The following is a 16,632-nucleotide window of genomic DNA, read 5'->3' on the forward strand; positions in this document are numbered from 1 at the left end:
GCTTAGTATAATGTATGTAATATATTTTTGATAAGCTTTATTGGTAACTAGACTTTTTGTATTTCTTTATTAAACAAAGTGGCTTTGTTTAGCAAAAAAAATAATCATTTTTAGAAAAAGACTTTGTCTAACCTTGCGATAATTTTAAACGCAAAGCAAAACGAAGAGAAATAAACGCAGTGAAAAATTTAGGATAAACAATGCCGTTTCACTTATTTTAGAGATACAAAGATTTATATAAAAGATAAAAAGAATCTTTAATTTGATTTATTACCAATTGTTGATGCTAATTTTTTATTTTTAAACTTTATAAAATTCAATAAGATGAAAATTACAATTGGCGCAGTTTTACTTACCATGATGTTTACGGGTGCAAATTCGCAATCGTTGAAATCTCCCGATGGGAAATTTGAAATGAATTTCCAGCTGAAAAACGGAGTTCCTTTTTACAATTTAAAATATAACGGAGCTGCAGTTGTTGAAGATTCCAAGTTAGGTTTGAGACTTTTTAAAGATACATCGGTGCAGTTTTCTTCAGAAATTACTAAAACTGAAGATGCAAAATTTGATTTAAATAATGATTTTGTTAAAACTTCCGAAAAAAGAGATTCAAAAAACGAAACGTGGCAACCTGTTTTAGGCGAAAAGAAAAATTATATCAATCATTATAATGAATTGGCAGTTACGTTAAATCAAAAATCTACGGACAGAAGTATTGTTGTAAAGTTTAGACTGTTTAATGATGGTTTAGGTTTTAGATATGAGTTTCCACAGCAGAAAAACCTGAATTATTTTGTTATCAAAGAAGAAGATACCGAATTCGATTTTCCAACTGACATGAAAGCTTGGTGGATGGTTGCCGATTACGATTCTCAGGAATATAAATATCAGGAAACCAATATTTCAGAAATTCCTGCGAAATGGGATAAAGCTTTTGATTCTAATGCTTCTCAGAAATTAATTAAAAATGCAGTTCAGTCGCCGTTGATGTTAAAAAAGGACGGAAAAGAACCTTTGTATATCAATATTGCAGAAGCGGCAGTTCTCAATTATGCAGCTTCACATCTTGAAGTTGATGCTCAGAATTTTAAATTTAAAACGCATCTTACAGCAGATCGACAAGGTGCAAAAGGATATATTCAGACGCCTTCTGTAACACCTTGGAGAACAATTATCGTTTCGCCAAAAGCAGAAGAGTTAATGGATTCTAAAATGTTGTTTAATCTGAATGAACCGACAAAATATACCGACACTTCTTACATTAAACCTACAAAATACATGGGAGTTTGGTGGGAAATGATTATCGGAAAAGCACAGTGGGCGTATTCTACAGCAGATAATGTTCATTTAGGAGTAACCGATTTTTCTAAATTAACACCTAACGGAAAACACGCAGCAAATACTACAAGGGTTAAAGAATATATTGATTTTGCCTCTGCAAATGGTTTCGACGGATTGTTAATCGAAGGTTGGAATATCGGTTGGGAAGACTGGTTCGGTCATTCCAAAGAATCTGTTTTTGATTTTCTGACGCCTTATCCAGATTTTGATATTAAAATACTGAATGAATACGCACATTCAAAAGGTATTAAACTGATTATGCATCATGAAACTTCCGGTTCAGCAACCAATTACGAAAGATGGGCAGATCAGGCTTTTCAATTGATGAATAAATACGGTTACACTTCTGTGAAAACGGGTTATGTAGGAGATATTATTCCGAGAGGAGAACATCATTATTCGCAATGGACAATTAATCATTATTATAGGATTGTAGAAAAAGCCAATGAGTATAAAATTATGGTGAATTCTCATGAATCGGTTCGTCCTGGAGGAGAAAGTCGTACTTATCCTAATTATATTTCAGCAGAAGCAGCTCGTGGAACAGAATACGAAGCTTTTGCAGGGAATAATCCAGACCACCAAACGATTCTTCCGTTCACACGATGGATGGGTGGCTCGATGGATTACACGCCGGGGATTTTTCAGACCAAATTAGATTATTACTTCCCAGGAGATAAGCGTTTTGTGAAAACTACTTTAGCAAAGCAATTGGCGCTCTATGTAACGATGTATATGCCGCTTCAAATGGCTGCAGATTTGCCGGAAAACTATGCAAAACACATGGATGCTTTTCAGTTTATTAAAGATGTTGCGGCAGATTGGGATGATACGAAAATTCTTTCAGCGGAACCTGGAGATTATGTCATTACCGCAAGAAAAGCGAAAGGAACCGAAAATTGGTTTGTTGGTGGAATTACCGATGAAAATAAGCGAGAATACACCGTAGATTTTTCATTTTTAGATAAAGGAAAAAAATATGAAGCGACAATCTACGAAGATGGAAAAGATGCAGATTACATCGAAAATCCTCAGAGTTATAACATTTATAAAAAACAGATTAATAGCAAATCCAAAATCAATTTTAAGATGGCTCGAAGTGGAGGTTTTGCTGTTTCCATAAAGCCTATAAAATAAATTATTCGTAATTTTACTATCCTTAAAGCCGAAAACTTTAAGGATTTTTTATTTTTTAAATGAATATATAATGAAGTTGATATCTAAAGTATTTACCAAACAAAACACTTTTCTCTTTTTGCTTATCGGAATGGTTTTCATGGCAAAGCTGATTCCCTTCCACGAATCTTATAACCAATATTTCAATCTTTCAGACTTTATCGATTGGGGAATTGCCGGAATTTTTCTTTTATATGGTTTAAAACTAAATCTTAAAGAAGTAGTAAAAGACGTATCCAACTGGAAATTACATTTGCTGATTCAGTCTGGAACGTTTATCATTTTTCCTTTATTGGCATTGGCTTTTTATCCCTTGATTAAAGATTCTGAGTATTATAATATCTGGCTTTCGGTATTTTTTCTCGCAAGTTTGCCTTCAACAGTTTCTTCATCGGTTGTTATGGTTTCGATTGCGAAAGGAAATGTAACTTCAGCCATTTTTAATGCGTCTATTTCTGGGTTAATCGGAATAATCATGACACCACTTTTGATGAGTTTTTTCTTAGTTTCAAATTCATCTTCTGGAGATCAGACGGAAATTATTGAACAGCTTTTAATTAAAGTTTTATTGCCGATTATTTTAGGTGTTTTATTAAATCCATTACTGAAAAAATGGGTAACAAAATATTCAAATATTATCGCAGAATTTGATCGCCTAATTATTTTATTGATTGTTTACGAAAGTTTCTCAACGGCATTTATTGAAAATATCTTCGCTGCGGTTCCGTCATTTGTATTTATTGTATTAGCATTCAGTGTTATATTTCTGTTTTTCGCGACGTATTACATTTTAAAATTGATTGCAGAAAAAATGAATTTCAAACCGAAAGATGTCATTACAACAACATTCTGTGGTTCAAAAAAATCGTTGGTTCATGGAAGTTTATTTCTTTTGGTTTTAGGAATTCCCGACGAAAAAAAAGTTTTATTTTTGCTTCCAGTAATGGTTTACCACAGTTTCCAGTTGTTTTATGTAAGTTGGTTGGCAAACAGAATTGCAAAACGTATGGAATTGGTTGAAGCATAATTTAATGATATTTAAAAATGATAAAATTAATCTCCAAAACCGCTCTATTATCAGTTTTTGTTGCTTTTTCAATGATGAAATCTCAATCAGTAAAGGAAATTTTAAATCAAGAAGGTTCATTCAGGAAAGACACGATATTTTCTATTAAAAGCGATTCAAAAGAAACGTATTTACCGGTTACGATTATTAAAGGAAAAGAAAAAGGATCTGTGTTTACGATTGTAGCAGGAATTCATGGTTACGAATATCCGCCGATTGTTGCGGTTCAGGAATTATTAAATGAAATTAGACCCGAAAATATCAAAGGAAGTTTAATTATTATTCCGATTGCTAATGTGGAATCTTTTCAAAAAAGAACGCCTTTCATCAATCCATTGGATGGCAAAAATTTAAACACCGCTTTTCCGGGTTCGTCAAACGGAACTCCAACTGACCAGATTGCCCATTTAATCACAAAAGAAATTATTCCTAATTCAACCATATTTTTAGATATTCATGGCGGTGATGCTAGTGAAGATTTGCTGCCATTTGTCTGTTATTACAACAGAAAAGATATCCCTGAAAATACTAAAAAAGCTCACGATTTATCTTTGAAATCAGGAATTCAATATGTTGTTTCTTATTCTTACACTTTAACTCCAACTGAACCCGCAAAATATGCTTTCAAAGAAGCTACCCAGCAGGGAATTACGGCTTTGAGTATTGAAGCCGGAAAGCTGGGAACTGTACAGAAAGATAATGTTGATTTGATTAAAACTGCAGTTTACAACATGCTTGAAAATTCTGGAAATTCTGTGAAGAGAAAATCAAAAATGGTCAATCAAAAATCAATCGTTCTTTTAAACCAGCAAGATTATATAAGAGTTCCGGAAGATGGAATTTTTTATAGTGAACTGAAAAGCGGAGATAAAGTTAAAAAGAATCAGATTTTAGGCTATATTACAGACAAATTTGGAAACAAAAAACACGATATTGTTTCGCAAACCAACGGAATTATTTTGTACAAAGTAGGAACTCCGCCGGTAAATAAAGGCGAAACTCTTTTTTGTATCGGATATAATGAATAAAATATAAATCTATTATAATGAAAAAAACAAAACTATTCTTTGTATTAGCAACCTTTTTATTTGCTTTTTCAAATTTTTCAGCGCAATCTAAAAATGCTAAATTTGAAAAAGAGAAAACTGAAGTCTCAACAATGCTTGATGATTTCAATGTTGCTGCAGCCAACGCAGAATTTGAAAAATACTTCAGTTTTTTTGCTGATGAATCTACTTTTATTGGAACAGACGCAACCGAAATCTGGAACAAACAGGAATTTAAAGTTTGGGCAAAACCTCATTTCGACAAAAAAAAGACATGGAATTTCACATCTGTCAGAAGAAATATCTACTTCAGTAAAGATGGAAAATTGGCTTGGTTTGACGAATTGTTAGATACGCAAATGAAAATCTGTCGTGGTTCAGGAGTTTTAGAAAAAATAAACGGACAATGGAAAGTAAAGCAATATGTTTTATCAATGACAATTCCCAATGATGTTGTTGATAAAGTAGTTTTAGAAAAATCTGTTTTAGAAGATGTTTTGTTGCAGGAATTAAAGTCTTCTAAAAAATAAAATGGCATAAAAAAATAGTAAAACCATCAATAGGAGCGGACTTTAGTCCGCTTTCTTTATATTGGTAGAAAATTGGCTTTAGCCAAAATTTAATTTTAAAAATTCACCAATAAAATTCACTTCGAAGAAAATTGACGATTCACAATTTGTCATTCACAACAAAAAACTTTCTTATCCTACGTCAACATTTCCGGAATTTGCAAGCTGTACATTTGTATCATAATTAATAGCAACAATAATTAAGTAACAAAAATAATCACAATATGAAAACAGTATATCACAAGGCAGATTCAAGAGGTCACGCCGATCATGGTTGGTTAAATTCTTACCATACCTTCAGTTTTGCCAATTATCAAAACAGAGAAAGATCCAACTTCGGAGTTTTAAGAGTTTTAAATGACGACACCGTTTCTCAGGGAATGGGTTTCGGAACACATCCACACAAGAACATGGAAATCATTTCAATTCCTTTAGAGGGAAACTTAGAGCACAAAGATTCTATGGGAACTACTGCGGTAATCAAAAAAGGAGAAATTCAGGTGATGAGCGCCGGAACCGGAGTAATGCACAGCGAATACAATCAGAATAAAGATGAAGCTGTAAAATTCTTACAGATCTGGGTTTTCCCGAGAGAAGAAAATGTAGAGCCGAGATACGACCAAAAAAGCATCAAAGACGGAGAAAAAATTAACGGTTTTCAACAGATTTTATCTCCAAATAAAAATGACGACGGCGTTTGGATTCACCAGGACGCGTGGTTTAATTTAGCTAATTTCAAACAAGGAAACGGTAAAAACTATACCATTAACAAAAAAGGAAATGGCGTTTACGCATTTGTTTTAAAAGGAAGTGCAAAAGTGGGCGACAGAATCTTAAATGAAAGAGACGGATTAGGAATTTGGGATACCCAAAGCTTTAATATTGAAGCAACAGAAGACACCGAAATTCTTTTAATGGAAGTTCCAATGGAATTACCTTCTTATTTAAAATAATTAGAATATTTTTGCCGGATAAAAATTCTCCTCCAGTGGAGGGGTGGCGAAAATTTCAAAGAAATTTTTGACGGGGTGGTTTAAATGCCACTTAAACAATCATAATAATACATTAAAATCAGACAAATTTAAATTATACAATGAAAATTTTAGCTATAGCCGGAAGCAATTCCGATGTATCAATCAACAAACAATTAGTTTCTTACGCAGCTTCACTTTTTGAAAATGCAGAAATAGAAATCGTAGATATGAACGACTTCGAAATGCCCATCTACAAACATCAACTCGAAACAGAAAGCGGAGTTCCGCAACAAGCTGTAGATTTTGCTTCAAAAATAGATGCATCAGATTTGCTTTTAGTTTCTTTATCAGAGCACAACGGAACGTACTCAACAGCATTCAAAAACGTATTCGACTGGACGTCAAGAATCAAAGGCAGAAAAGTATGGAACGATATTCCCATGTTTTTAATGGCAACAGCAACAGGACCAAGAGGTGGTTTAGGAGTTTTAGAAGCGGCATCTAAAAGGTTTCCTTTACACGCAGGAAATGTGGTTGATACATTTACATTGCCACATTTTAACGATAACTTTGATAAAGAAAATCAAAATATTTCTAATACGGAGAAAGACAGTGAGTTAAAAGAAAAAATAGCAAAGATTTCTGCTGTTGAAATAATCTTAGAAAAATAGCATTTGAATATTAACATAAAATTAATATCTTTGCAAAAAGAAAAAGTAATGAAAATTCAGACCACTTTTAAAGAATGTTTTTCCAAAAAAGGGAATGTTGTGGACTCTGAAATTCTGAGATAAAATAACGGCCGATAATCTACCAAGATTGTCGGCTTTTTTGTTTTCAAAATTTGTACTTAATAAAATAGAAATAATATGTCCCATTTTAGCACAAAACGATTCATTTGTTAGATTGTTAAACTGATACACTGTTACATTAAAAATATGAGCAACACATACAAATCTGCAGGAGTAGACAAAGAAGAAGGTTACAAAACCGTTGATAAAATCAAAAAAGCGGTGGGCGAAACGCACAATTCCAATGTATTGAATCATTTGGGAAGCTTCGGTGCTTTTTACGAAATCGGAGGGTACAAAAATCCGGTTTTGGTTTCAGGAACTGATGGTGTTGGAACGAAGCTAAAGGTTGCTTTAGATTCAAAAAGATACGATTCTATAGGTGTAGACTGTTTCGCAATGTGTGCAAACGACATACTTTGTCACGGTGCAAAACCATTGTTTTTCCTTGATTATTTGGCATGTGGAAAATTAGATTCTGAAATCGCTGCAGAAATCGTTTTAGGAATGGTTAAAGCTTGTAAAGATAATAACTGTGCATTGATTGGTGGTGAAACTGCCGAAATGCCGGGAATGTATCAACCTGGAGATTACGATGTTGCAGGATTCTGTGTAGGAATTGTTGAAAAAGATCAGATTATTGACGGTTCAAAAATCAAAACCGGAGATAAAATCATCGCTTTACCAAGTTCAGGTTTCCACTCAAATGGATTCTCTTTGGTAAGAAAAATATTCCCGAATTTCGAAGAAGAATTTGAAGGAAAACCTTTGTACGAAACACTTTTGGTTCCTACAAGATTATATTTCAAAGATATTCACAGTGTAATCGAAGAAGTTGAAGTTTCAGGAATTGCTCACATTACAGGTGGCGGTTTGTACGAAAATATCCCAAGAATTATTGGTGACGGATTGTGTGCTTCAATCGATGCCTCAAAAATTCAGATTCCTAGCGTAATGTTGGAGTTGGAAAAAAGAGGAAACATTGCTCGTGAAGAAATGTTCGGAACCTTCAATATGGGTGTTGGAATGATCGTAGTTGTTGATCCTGAACACGCTGAAAAAGTGCTTCACCTTTTAGATGATGCTTACGAAATCGGAGAAATCACAGAAGGAGCTGAAAAGATTGATTTGAAATTTTAGGAGCTTAATCCCGCTTTCCGCTGTATCTTTTTTGTCATTGCGAACAAGCTGAAGCAATCCGTTGAATTTTTCCGCAATCGCAATAACAAAAAAGGATGCCGCTTCAATCAGGGCTAGTTAATAACAGTCAAAGCCTTGTCAAGGTTTTAAACCTTGTAGGCTCACAAAATAAAAATGAAAAACTTAGTTATACTCGTTTCAGGTTCAGGAACCAATCTTCAGAGAATTATTGATACTATTGATAATGGAGAAATCCAAAATGCAAAAGTATCTTTAGTAGTTGCCGACAGAGAATGTTACGGACTCGAAAGAGCAAAAAACCACAACATAGAAACTGCATTAGTTCCGAGAGGAAAAAGCTTCAGCAGCGAATTAGGTAAAATCATTCCGGAAAATACAGACTTAATTGTATTGGCAGGATTTTTATCCATTCTCAAACCTGAGTTTGTCGAAAGTTGGGCAGGAAACATTATCAATATTCATCCGGCCTTACTTCCAAAATACGGCGGAAAAGGAATGTGGGGACATCACGTTCACAACGCAGTCATTGAAGCCAATGAAAAAGAAAGTGGAGCAACCGTTCATTTCGTAACCGTGGGAATCGACGAAGGAGAAGCAATCCTCCAAAAATCATTCGAAGTCACAGAAAACGACACTCCAGAAACGTTAGCAGAAAAAGTTCATAAAATTGAATATGAAATTTTCCCTATAGCAATTAATAAGGTTTTAGGTAACTAATATCCATCCAGTTTGTCATTCCGTAGGAACCTAAGCACAGTTGAGATGCTTTCAGCATGACAAACATAACGGAAAAATAAAACAGTTATTACTAGAGATGTCATGCTGAGCTTGTCGAAGCATCTCTTAATAAAATATAAAGACACACTTAGATTGATTAAAAAATATTTCGAAAAGTAAAAAATCTAAGTAAAAGTAAGATCGGAGGTGAAAGAACCGGTCTACAGTTTGAAATAACTGTAAAAAGTAAAAGTTGAAAAGTCCCGCAAGGGACAAAAGTAAAAATGAGTGAAAATCGCAATTTATTGCGGTTTTTGCTTCAAAAAATGAAAAATTTATGAGCAAGAGAGTTTTGATCAGTGTTTCTGACAAAAGCGGATTAACAGAGTTCGCACAGTTTTTAGAATCCCAAAATTATGAATTGATTTCTACGGGAGGGACATTCAAACATTTGAAAGACGCTGGTTTAAATCCAATCCAAATCGATGAAGTAACCGATTTCCCTGAAATGTTAGACGGTAGAGTAAAAACTCTTCACCCGAAAGTTCACGGTGGTTTATTGGCAGTTCGTTCAAACGAAGAGCACATGAAAACCGTTCAGGAGCACAATATTGGTTTGATCGATATGGTTATCGTAAATCTTTACCCATTTTTTGAAAATGTAAATAAAGATATTCCTCTTCACGAAAAGGTAGAGTTTATTGATATTGGTGGACCTTCAATGCTTCGTTCAGCTGCTAAAAACTTCGATTCTGTAACAGTAATTACTGACGTAGAAGATTACGAAAAAGTAAAAATTGAAATGGAAGAAAATGGTGACACTATTATTGAAACTCGTAAAAGATTAGCCGGAAAAGTATTTAATCTAACTTCAGCTTACGATGCGGCAATCTCAAGAATGCTTTTAGATGAAGAATATCCAACGTATTTAAGTGCTTCTTACAAAAAAGTTGCTGACTTAAGATATGGTGAAAACCCACATCAAACTGCAGCGTACTACGCTTCAACTTTCGAAAATGGAGCAATGAAAGATTTCGAACAATTGGGAGGTAAAGAATTGTCGTTCAATAACCTTCGTGATATGGATCTTTGTTGGAAAGTGGTTACTGAATTCAAAGACGAAATGGCTTGTTGTGCTGTAAAGCATTCTACACCTTGCGGAGTAGCGATCGGAACATCAGCTTTAGAAACATATACAAAAACTTTTGAGTGTGATCCTGTTTCAATTTTTGGCGGAATTGTTGCAATGAACTACAAAATCGATGCAGCAACAGCGGAAGAATTAAACAAAACATTCCTTGAAATCGTAATGGCTTCTGATTTTGATGAAGAAGCTTTAGAAGTTTTAAGAAAAAAGAAAAATTTAAGAATTATAAAAATCGTTAATCCTGTTTCAGACAAGCAAACTTGGGTAAAAGTTGATGGTGGAATCTTGGTTCAGGATAACGACAGTATTTTCTCAGACGATATTAAAGTGGTTACTGAAACTCAACCGACCGAAGAGCAGAAAAAAGCTTTATTATTCTCTCAGAGAGTGGTAAAATACGTAAAATCAAACGCAATCGTTGTTTCAAATGGAATTCAGGCTTTCGGAATCGGAGGCGGACAAGTGAACAGAATCTGGGCAACTCAACAGGCAATTGAAAGAGCAAAAGAGAAATTCACAGGAGAATTAGTTTTAGCTTCTGATGCATTTTTTCCTTTCCGTGATGTGGTAGATTTCTGCGCTCAAGAGGGTATTACGGCAATTATTCAGCCGGGCGGAAGTGTAAAAGACCAAGACAGCATCGAAGCAGCAAATGAGCACAAAATTCCGATGATGTTTACAGGTATTAGACATTTTTTCCATTAGAATAAAATTAAATAATTAAGAAATTAAGAGATTTGGAAATTAGTAATCTCATAATTCCTAAATCTCTTAATTTCTTAATCTGAAAATTATATATTTGTAAAATAGACTAGATAATAAAAAAAGCATGAGAATATTAATCATAGGTGAAGGTGGAAGAGAATCTGCATTAGCAGCAAAACTTCAGAAAGACTCTAGAGTGAGTCATATGTTTTTCGCTAACGGAAACGCAACTACCGATGCAATAGGAAAAAATGTTCATTTATCAGAAATTAAAGAACTTAGAGATTTTGCAATTAAAGAAAAGGTAGATTTAACGATTGTAGGTCCTGAAGCTCCATTGGTTGCAGGTTTAAAAGATGAATTTAAGAAACACGATCTTAAAGTTTTTGGCCCGAATCAAAAAGTGGCAAGTCTTGAAGGAAGTAAAGCTTTCTCTAAGAAATTTATGCAGACTTATGATATCAAAACTGCAAAAGCTGTGGTATTTGATTCTTATCCTGAAGCAAAAGAATACGTTCAAAATCAACAATATCCTTTAGTTGTAAAAGCAAGTGGACTTGCTGGTGGAAAAGGAGTTGTAATCTGCGAAACTTTAGAGGAAGCAGAAGCTACGATTCACGATTTCATGATCAGAAGAATCTATGGTGATGCAGGAATCCGTTTGGTTATTGAAGAATATTTAGAAGGTTTTGAAGCATCGATTATTGCATTCTCAAATGGTGAAAAAATATTCCCATGTATTGCAGCTAAAGATTACAAAAAAGTAGGAAACGGTGATACAGGTCCAAATACAGGAGGAATGGGTTCTGTTGCTCCAAGTCCGGAATTTGCTGAAGAACATTATGTTGATTTCGAAAATAATATTTTGAATCCAACTGTAAAAGGTCTTAAAGCTGAAGGTTTCACTTTCAAAGGAATGATTTTCTTCGGATTGATGATTACTAAAAACGGAACTTACTTATTAGAATATAACATGAGATTCGGAGATCCGGAAACTCAGGTTTTGATGGCATTAATGGAAAATAATCTGTTAGATGTTATTAATGACTGTATGGAAGGAAAAGAAATCAAACTTAAATTTAAAGACGAAAAAGCAGTTTGTCTTGTAATGTGTTCTGGTGGTTATCCTAGAAATATCGAAACCGGTTTTGAAATCACTGGTGAAGAAAAAGTAAGACACAGTCAGCTTTTATACGCTGGAGCAGTTAGAAAAGCAGATAAAGTGGTTTCCAATGGCGGTAGAGTTTTAAATATCGTGGCAACAGGAGCTACTTACGATGATGCTCGTAAGAAAGTTTACGAAGACGCAAGTCACGTACATTTCGATTACGGCTTCTACAGAGAAGACATCGGAAAGTTTTAATATAATGCCCTGATTTTTCGGGGCTTTTTTTGTTAGAAGCTATTTCCCGCTTTCCGCTGTATCTTTTTTGTCATTGCGAACAAAGTGAAGCAATCTGTTGAAATTCTCAGCAATCGCAATAACAAAAAAGGATGTCGCTGCAATCGGGGCTATGGTTTCGGACATTTTTACAAAATCATTTATCAATCATCATTTATCAATTATAAAATGAACAACGGTATTATCATATTAGATTTCGGATCTCAATACAATCAGCTTATCGGAAGAAGAATCCGTGAGATGGGTGTGTACTCTGAAATTTTACCTTTCAATACACCATTAGAAACAATTTTAGAAAAACAGCCAAAAGGAATCATCCTTTCTGGAGGACCAAGCTCTGTGAATGCAGAAAATGCACATTTGGTTGAGAAAGAATTGTACGAGCAAGGAATTCCGGTTTTAGGAATTTGCTATGGAATGCAGCTAACTGCACATCTTTTAGGCGGAAAAGTACACAAAGGCGTAAAAGGAGAATATGGAAAAGCGCACTTGGAAATTGTAAAAGAATCTTCGTTATTAAAAGGAGTTACCGACAATTCTATTGTTTGGATGAGCCACTTTGACGAAGTAGGACAATTACCTGCAGGTTTTGAGTTGAATGCAAAATCTGGTGTAATTGCTTCAATTTCAAATGAAGATAAAAAAATCTATTGCGTACAGTTCCATCCTGAAGTTTCTCACACAGAAGAAGGTGGAAAAATGTTGGAAAACTTTGTTTTCGCAATCTGTGATTCAGAGAAAAACTGGAAACTGACCAATTATATCGACAAAACAGTTGAAGAAATAAAAGAAAGAGTAGGAGATAACAAGGTAATTCTTGGTCTTTCCGGAGGTGTAGATTCTTCTGTTGCTGCGGTTTTAATTCACAAGGCGATTGGTGATCAGCTTCACTGTATCTTCGTAGACACCGGACTTCTAAGAAAAGATGAAGACGTAAAAGTGATGAAAAATTACGGTGAAAGTTTTAATATGAACATCAAATTAGTGTATGCGAAAGAAAGATTCCTTTCAAAATTAGCCGGAGTTGATGATCCTGAAACCAAAAGAAAAATCATCGGAAACGAATTTATTCATGTTTTCGACGAAGAATCTCATAAAATTGAAGGAGCAAAATTTTTAGCGCAGGGAACCATTTATCCTGATGTAATTGAAAGTCAGTCTGTAAACGGTCCTTCAGCGGTAATCAAATCTCACCACAACGTTGGTGGACTTCCCGAAGAAATGGAATTTGAATTACTTGAACCTTTAAGAGAATTGTTCAAAGACGAAGTAAGAAAAGTTGGTGAAGAATTAGGAATTCCTCATAACTTGGTACACAGACATCCTTTCCCTGGTCCTGGATTGGGAATCAGAATTTTAGGTGCTGTAGATGCTGAAAAAGTGAAAATTCTTCAGGAAGCTGATGATATTTTCATCGAAGAATTATACAAAAACGATTTGTATGACAAAGTTTCTCAGGCTTTTGTAGTTCTTCTTCCGGTAAAATCTGTTGGAGTAATGGGTGACGAAAGAACGTATGAATATACTGCCGTAGTTCGTTCTGCAAATACGATTGATTTTATGACTGCAACGTGGAGTAGACTTCCTTACGAGTTTTTAGATACTGTTTCGAGCAGAATCATCAATGAAGTAAGAGGAATCAATAGAGTAGCTTACGATATTTCAAGCAAGCCACCTGCAACCATTGAGTGGGAATAATTTTGACTTGAATTTTAAATATAAATCCTGCCTTTTACAGGCAGGATTTTTTTGTTTTAGTATTTTTGTCATTTAAATCTTTAAACTATCATCATGAAAAATATTTTAATTGTAGCCATTTTATTGATATTATCTGCTTGTAATAAGAATCCCGAAATCAATGAAGTTATTAGTCAAAAGAAAATAATTACTGAGATTGATAAATTTATTGAAGATTCTAATGCCAAGAAAAAAGTGAAATTTATAATTGTGTCAGGATTTGAAAATCCCGAAAAGAAGCAATTAGATTTATTGTTCACAAATCAAAAACCTACCATCATTAATGATAATTCACCCAGAGTAAATGATGAAATTAAAAGCCAGAAATATGGATATTTTAAATATAAAGATTACGAATTTCTTGTGACTCAGAAGCTTGAAAATATTTTTAAACTGAAATATGAAGATTTTGAAGACATGAAAGAACATTTTACAATAAAAGAACATTCTCTTTCTAAAGAAGAAGCAATGAAGGAAAAATGGCGAACCATGTATGTAAAGTATGATGAAGCAAAAGACTCTATTGAATTGAGTAATATCTCTGAACTATCTTTATCTGATTACTCTAAATAAAAGTATAAATCCTGCCTTTTGGTAGGATTTTTTTGTATATTTCAAAGATATATTTTATCACGATTCTATGAAAAATAAAATTATTGTTCTATTAGTTTTTCTTGTTTTTATTAAAAATTATTCTCAAAAAAGATTTGTATACGAATATAAATTTGTTCCGGATGTTTCAAAAAAAGATTCTGTGCTTACAGATTATATGAATTTGGATTCCGATATGAAAAATTCGGTTTTTTACAGTTCATTTAAAAGTGTTTCTGATTCTTTAAGACAGGAAATGGCAAGTAATAAATCTATAAAGGCAAATTTACCCTACTACAATCCTAATTTGATTTATACCATTACAAAAAACTATTCTAAAAATTCTGTTGCCTATCACATCAAAGATAATGGAGTTAAATTTAAATTAACTGAAACAAAACCAATTAATTGGAAGATTTCAAAAGAAACGAAAACCATCAATAATTTAAAGTGTCAGAAAGCAACAACAGATTTGTACGGTAGAAAATGGGTTGCATGGTTTAGTCCTGAAATCGCCATTCAAGATGGTCCGTATAAATTTAATAATCTTCCCGGTTTGATTGTGAAAATTGAAGACACAGAAAAAAATCATTCATTTGAACTTACTGAAATTAAAAATATCAAAAGTTTAAAATTAAGTAACGACTATAAAAATGAGAAAGAAATCACTCAAAAACAGCTCAATCAATTATTTGATGATCGAGCTAAAAATATAAATTCAAATATTGGCGAAATGTTTGTTCAGCAAAATTCAGTTGGAATTGTAATGAAAGACGGAAATGTAATTCAACTTGATAGAAGTACAAAAAATGTAGAAAAAGAACTTGAAAATGCCGTGAAGAGAACAAATAACCCGATAGAATTGGAAGTAAAATAAAAATTTCACATAGTATTGATCATTTTAAATCCTGCCATTTGGTGGGATTTATTGTTTTCATTTAAAATTGATACAGATACATTATAATTATTACAAAATTCAGTGCAATTTAAATACAATATAAAAATTTAAATATTTTATTATTACCATTCAAAAGATAAGAAAGGAATATTGAACCAAACATCAAAAAGTTAACTGCTTGTTTTGTGTAGTTTTCATCAAAAACGGAATAAGAAAAAATGTTGATATTGTGAACAAGATTTTTCCTTAAATCAGAGAAAAATAAATTTAACAAAATGACGAAAATAATAGTGAAAATATAAACTAACCTAAGATATTTCATTTGTTTACGGGAATGTTTTTTATTTACAAAAATAGAAATAATTTAGCCTATGTTTTAGCTAAACACTGTTTTGACACGCATTTTATATTTTGATAGTTTTTAATTTTACTGACTTGCTCAATATTTTCTAAATTTGCTCTATGAAAATAGCCTACCTCGGTCCACAAGCAAGTTTCACGCAATTGGCGGCATCTCAGATTTTCCCGAATGAAGAATTGGTTCCTCAATCGAGTATTTTAGATTGTTTCAATGCGGTGAAAAATAATGAAGTTGATAAAGCAGTCGTTCCTTTGGAAAATTCTATTGAAGGAACTGTTTCGATGACTCTCGATTATCTCTATGATTTTGAGGTTTTTATTGAAACTGAATTAATTATGCCAATTGCGCATCATTTAATGATTCATCCGAATAACGAGATTTTCGAAAAAATAATTTCTCATCCCCAAGCTTTGGCGCAGACTTTTCATTTCAGGTATGACAATTTTAAAGATATTCCGTCGCAGGATTTTAGTTCTACGGCAGCTTCAGCAAAATTGGTTTCTGAAAATCCACAAGAAAAATGGGCAGCAATTGCGAATCGATATTCAGCAAAATTGTATGGATTGAAGATCATTCAAGAAAATATTCAGGATTTTGAGCAGAATCACACCAAATTTATTGTGATTTCAAAAAATAAGGAAAATTTACAGCTCGATTTACCAAAAACTTCAGAGAAAACGTCTCTGATTATTACGCTTCCCGAAGATCAAGCAGGAAGTCTTCATCAGGTGCTTTCCGTTTTTGCATGGCGAAAAATGAATCTCTCAAAAATTGAAAGCCGCACTTTAAAAACCGGTTTGGGAAACTATTTTTTCTTCATCAATGTTGCCAGTGAATGGCATAACGTTTTGTCACAAAATGCCATCGATGAGATTATTTCATTAGGTTCTAATGTGAAATTTTTAGGACATTATAACGAATATGCTTTCTCTGAGTAATAAAATTTGGTT

14 protein-coding genes are annotated in these 16,632 nt (G+C 33.4%); all 14 read left to right on the top strand.

The window, feature by feature from the left end:
- The first annotated feature begins 324 nt into the window (after positions 1–324).
- Positions 325–2,478 carry a glycoside hydrolase family 97 protein gene (locus tag OF897_RS11085; RefSeq protein ID WP_267265751.1) on the top strand — a complete coding sequence of 718 codons (2,154 nt, stop codon included), beginning with the start codon at positions 325–327 and terminating at the stop codon, positions 2,476–2,478.
- A 70-nt stretch (positions 2,479–2,548) separates the two neighbouring features.
- The gene (locus OF897_RS11090; RefSeq protein ID WP_267265752.1) at positions 2,549–3,544 is read left to right on the top strand and encodes a bile acid:sodium symporter family protein; all 996 of its coding nucleotides are present in this window, start codon (positions 2,549–2,551) and stop codon (positions 3,542–3,544) included.
- A 17-nt stretch (positions 3,545–3,561) separates the two neighbouring features.
- Positions 3,562–4,611, top strand: a complete 1,050-nt coding sequence (locus OF897_RS11095) for a succinylglutamate desuccinylase/aspartoacylase family protein (RefSeq protein ID WP_267265753.1) — start codon at positions 3,562–3,564, stop codon at positions 4,609–4,611.
- 17 nt (positions 4,612–4,628) lie between these two features.
- Entirely contained in the window at positions 4,629–5,159 is a 531-nt protein-coding gene (locus OF897_RS11100; RefSeq protein WP_267265754.1) for a nuclear transport factor 2 family protein, read from the top strand.
- 263 nt (positions 5,160–5,422) lie between these two features.
- Positions 5,423–6,151 (top strand): pirin family protein, encoded by a 729-nt coding sequence (locus OF897_RS11105; protein ID WP_267265755.1) that lies wholly within the window; start codon positions 5,423–5,425, stop codon positions 6,149–6,151.
- Positions 6,152–6,291: 140 nt separating this feature from the next.
- Complete coding sequence (locus OF897_RS11110; RefSeq protein ID WP_267265756.1) at positions 6,292–6,843, top strand: NADPH-dependent FMN reductase; 552 nt, start codon at positions 6,292–6,294, stop codon at positions 6,841–6,843.
- Positions 6,844–7,110: 267 nt separating this feature from the next.
- A complete protein-coding gene (gene purM, locus OF897_RS11115; RefSeq protein WP_242801999.1) occupies positions 7,111–8,103 on the top strand; it encodes a phosphoribosylformylglycinamidine cyclo-ligase in 993 nt (330 codons plus the stop codon).
- 174 nt (positions 8,104–8,277) lie between these two features.
- Positions 8,278–8,841 (top strand): phosphoribosylglycinamide formyltransferase, encoded by a 564-nt coding sequence (gene purN, locus OF897_RS11120; RefSeq protein ID WP_267265757.1) that lies wholly within the window; start codon positions 8,278–8,280, stop codon positions 8,839–8,841.
- Between the two features lie 337 nt (positions 8,842–9,178).
- Positions 9,179–10,693 carry a bifunctional phosphoribosylaminoimidazolecarboxamide formyltransferase/IMP cyclohydrolase gene (gene purH / locus OF897_RS11125; protein WP_267265758.1) on the top strand — a complete coding sequence of 505 codons (1,515 nt, stop codon included), beginning with the start codon at positions 9,179–9,181 and terminating at the stop codon, positions 10,691–10,693.
- A 124-nt stretch (positions 10,694–10,817) separates the two neighbouring features.
- The gene (gene purD / locus OF897_RS11130; RefSeq protein WP_267265759.1) at positions 10,818–12,056 is read left to right on the top strand and encodes a phosphoribosylamine--glycine ligase; all 1,239 of its coding nucleotides are present in this window, start codon (positions 10,818–10,820) and stop codon (positions 12,054–12,056) included.
- 207 nt (positions 12,057–12,263) lie between these two features.
- Positions 12,264–13,793, top strand: coding sequence for a glutamine-hydrolyzing GMP synthase (gene guaA, locus OF897_RS11135; protein ID WP_267265989.1), 1,530 nt, complete (start codon positions 12,264–12,266; stop codon positions 13,791–13,793).
- A 93-nt stretch (positions 13,794–13,886) separates the two neighbouring features.
- A complete protein-coding gene (locus OF897_RS11140; RefSeq protein ID WP_267265760.1) occupies positions 13,887–14,405 on the top strand; it encodes a hypothetical protein in 519 nt (172 codons plus the stop codon).
- A 67-nt stretch (positions 14,406–14,472) separates the two neighbouring features.
- On the top strand, positions 14,473–15,300 hold the full coding sequence (locus OF897_RS11145; protein WP_267265761.1) for a GLPGLI family protein: 828 nt from the start codon (positions 14,473–14,475) through the stop codon (positions 15,298–15,300).
- A gap of 483 nt (positions 15,301–15,783) precedes the next feature.
- Positions 15,784–16,620: a prephenate dehydratase gene (gene pheA, locus OF897_RS11150; protein ID WP_267265762.1), complete on the top strand. Its 837-nt coding sequence runs from the start codon at positions 15,784–15,786 to the stop codon at positions 16,618–16,620.
- Positions 16,621–16,632 lie beyond the last annotated feature (12 nt).

Origin of the sequence: Chryseobacterium formosum (assembly GCF_026460885.1) — a bacterium.
Lineage (GTDB): Bacteria > Bacteroidota > Bacteroidia > Flavobacteriales > Weeksellaceae > Chryseobacterium > Chryseobacterium formosus.

Bases quoted from the DNA above. Each gene is read 5' to 3' on its own strand.
- purN (WP_267265757.1), top strand. From the start codon at position 8,278: ATGAAAAACTTAGTTATACTCGTTTCAGGTTCAGGAACCAATCTTCAG.
- OF897_RS11145 (WP_267265761.1), top strand. From the start codon at position 14,473: ATGAAAAATAAAATTATTGTTCTATTAGTTTTTCTTGTTTTTATTAAA.
- OF897_RS11105 (WP_267265755.1), top strand. From the start codon at position 5,423: ATGAAAACAGTATATCACAAGGCAGATTCAAGAGGTCACGCCGATCAT.
- guaA (WP_267265989.1), top strand. From the start codon at position 12,264: ATGAACAACGGTATTATCATATTAGATTTCGGATCTCAATACAATCAG.
- OF897_RS11095 (WP_267265753.1), top strand. From the start codon at position 3,562: ATGATAAAATTAATCTCCAAAACCGCTCTATTATCAGTTTTTGTTGCT.
- OF897_RS11090 (WP_267265752.1), top strand. From the start codon at position 2,549: ATGAAGTTGATATCTAAAGTATTTACCAAACAAAACACTTTTCTCTTT.
- OF897_RS11140 (WP_267265760.1), top strand. From the start codon at position 13,887: ATGAAAAATATTTTAATTGTAGCCATTTTATTGATATTATCTGCTTGT.
- purH (WP_267265758.1), top strand. From the start codon at position 9,179: ATGAGCAAGAGAGTTTTGATCAGTGTTTCTGACAAAAGCGGATTAACA.
- OF897_RS11085 (WP_267265751.1), top strand. From the start codon at position 325: ATGAAAATTACAATTGGCGCAGTTTTACTTACCATGATGTTTACGGGT.
- purD (WP_267265759.1), top strand. From the start codon at position 10,818: ATGAGAATATTAATCATAGGTGAAGGTGGAAGAGAATCTGCATTAGCA.
- OF897_RS11100 (WP_267265754.1), top strand. From the start codon at position 4,629: ATGAAAAAAACAAAACTATTCTTTGTATTAGCAACCTTTTTATTTGCT.
- purM (WP_242801999.1), top strand. From the start codon at position 7,111: ATGAGCAACACATACAAATCTGCAGGAGTAGACAAAGAAGAAGGTTAC.
- pheA (WP_267265762.1), top strand. From the start codon at position 15,784: ATGAAAATAGCCTACCTCGGTCCACAAGCAAGTTTCACGCAATTGGCG.
- OF897_RS11110 (WP_267265756.1), top strand. From the start codon at position 6,292: ATGAAAATTTTAGCTATAGCCGGAAGCAATTCCGATGTATCAATCAAC.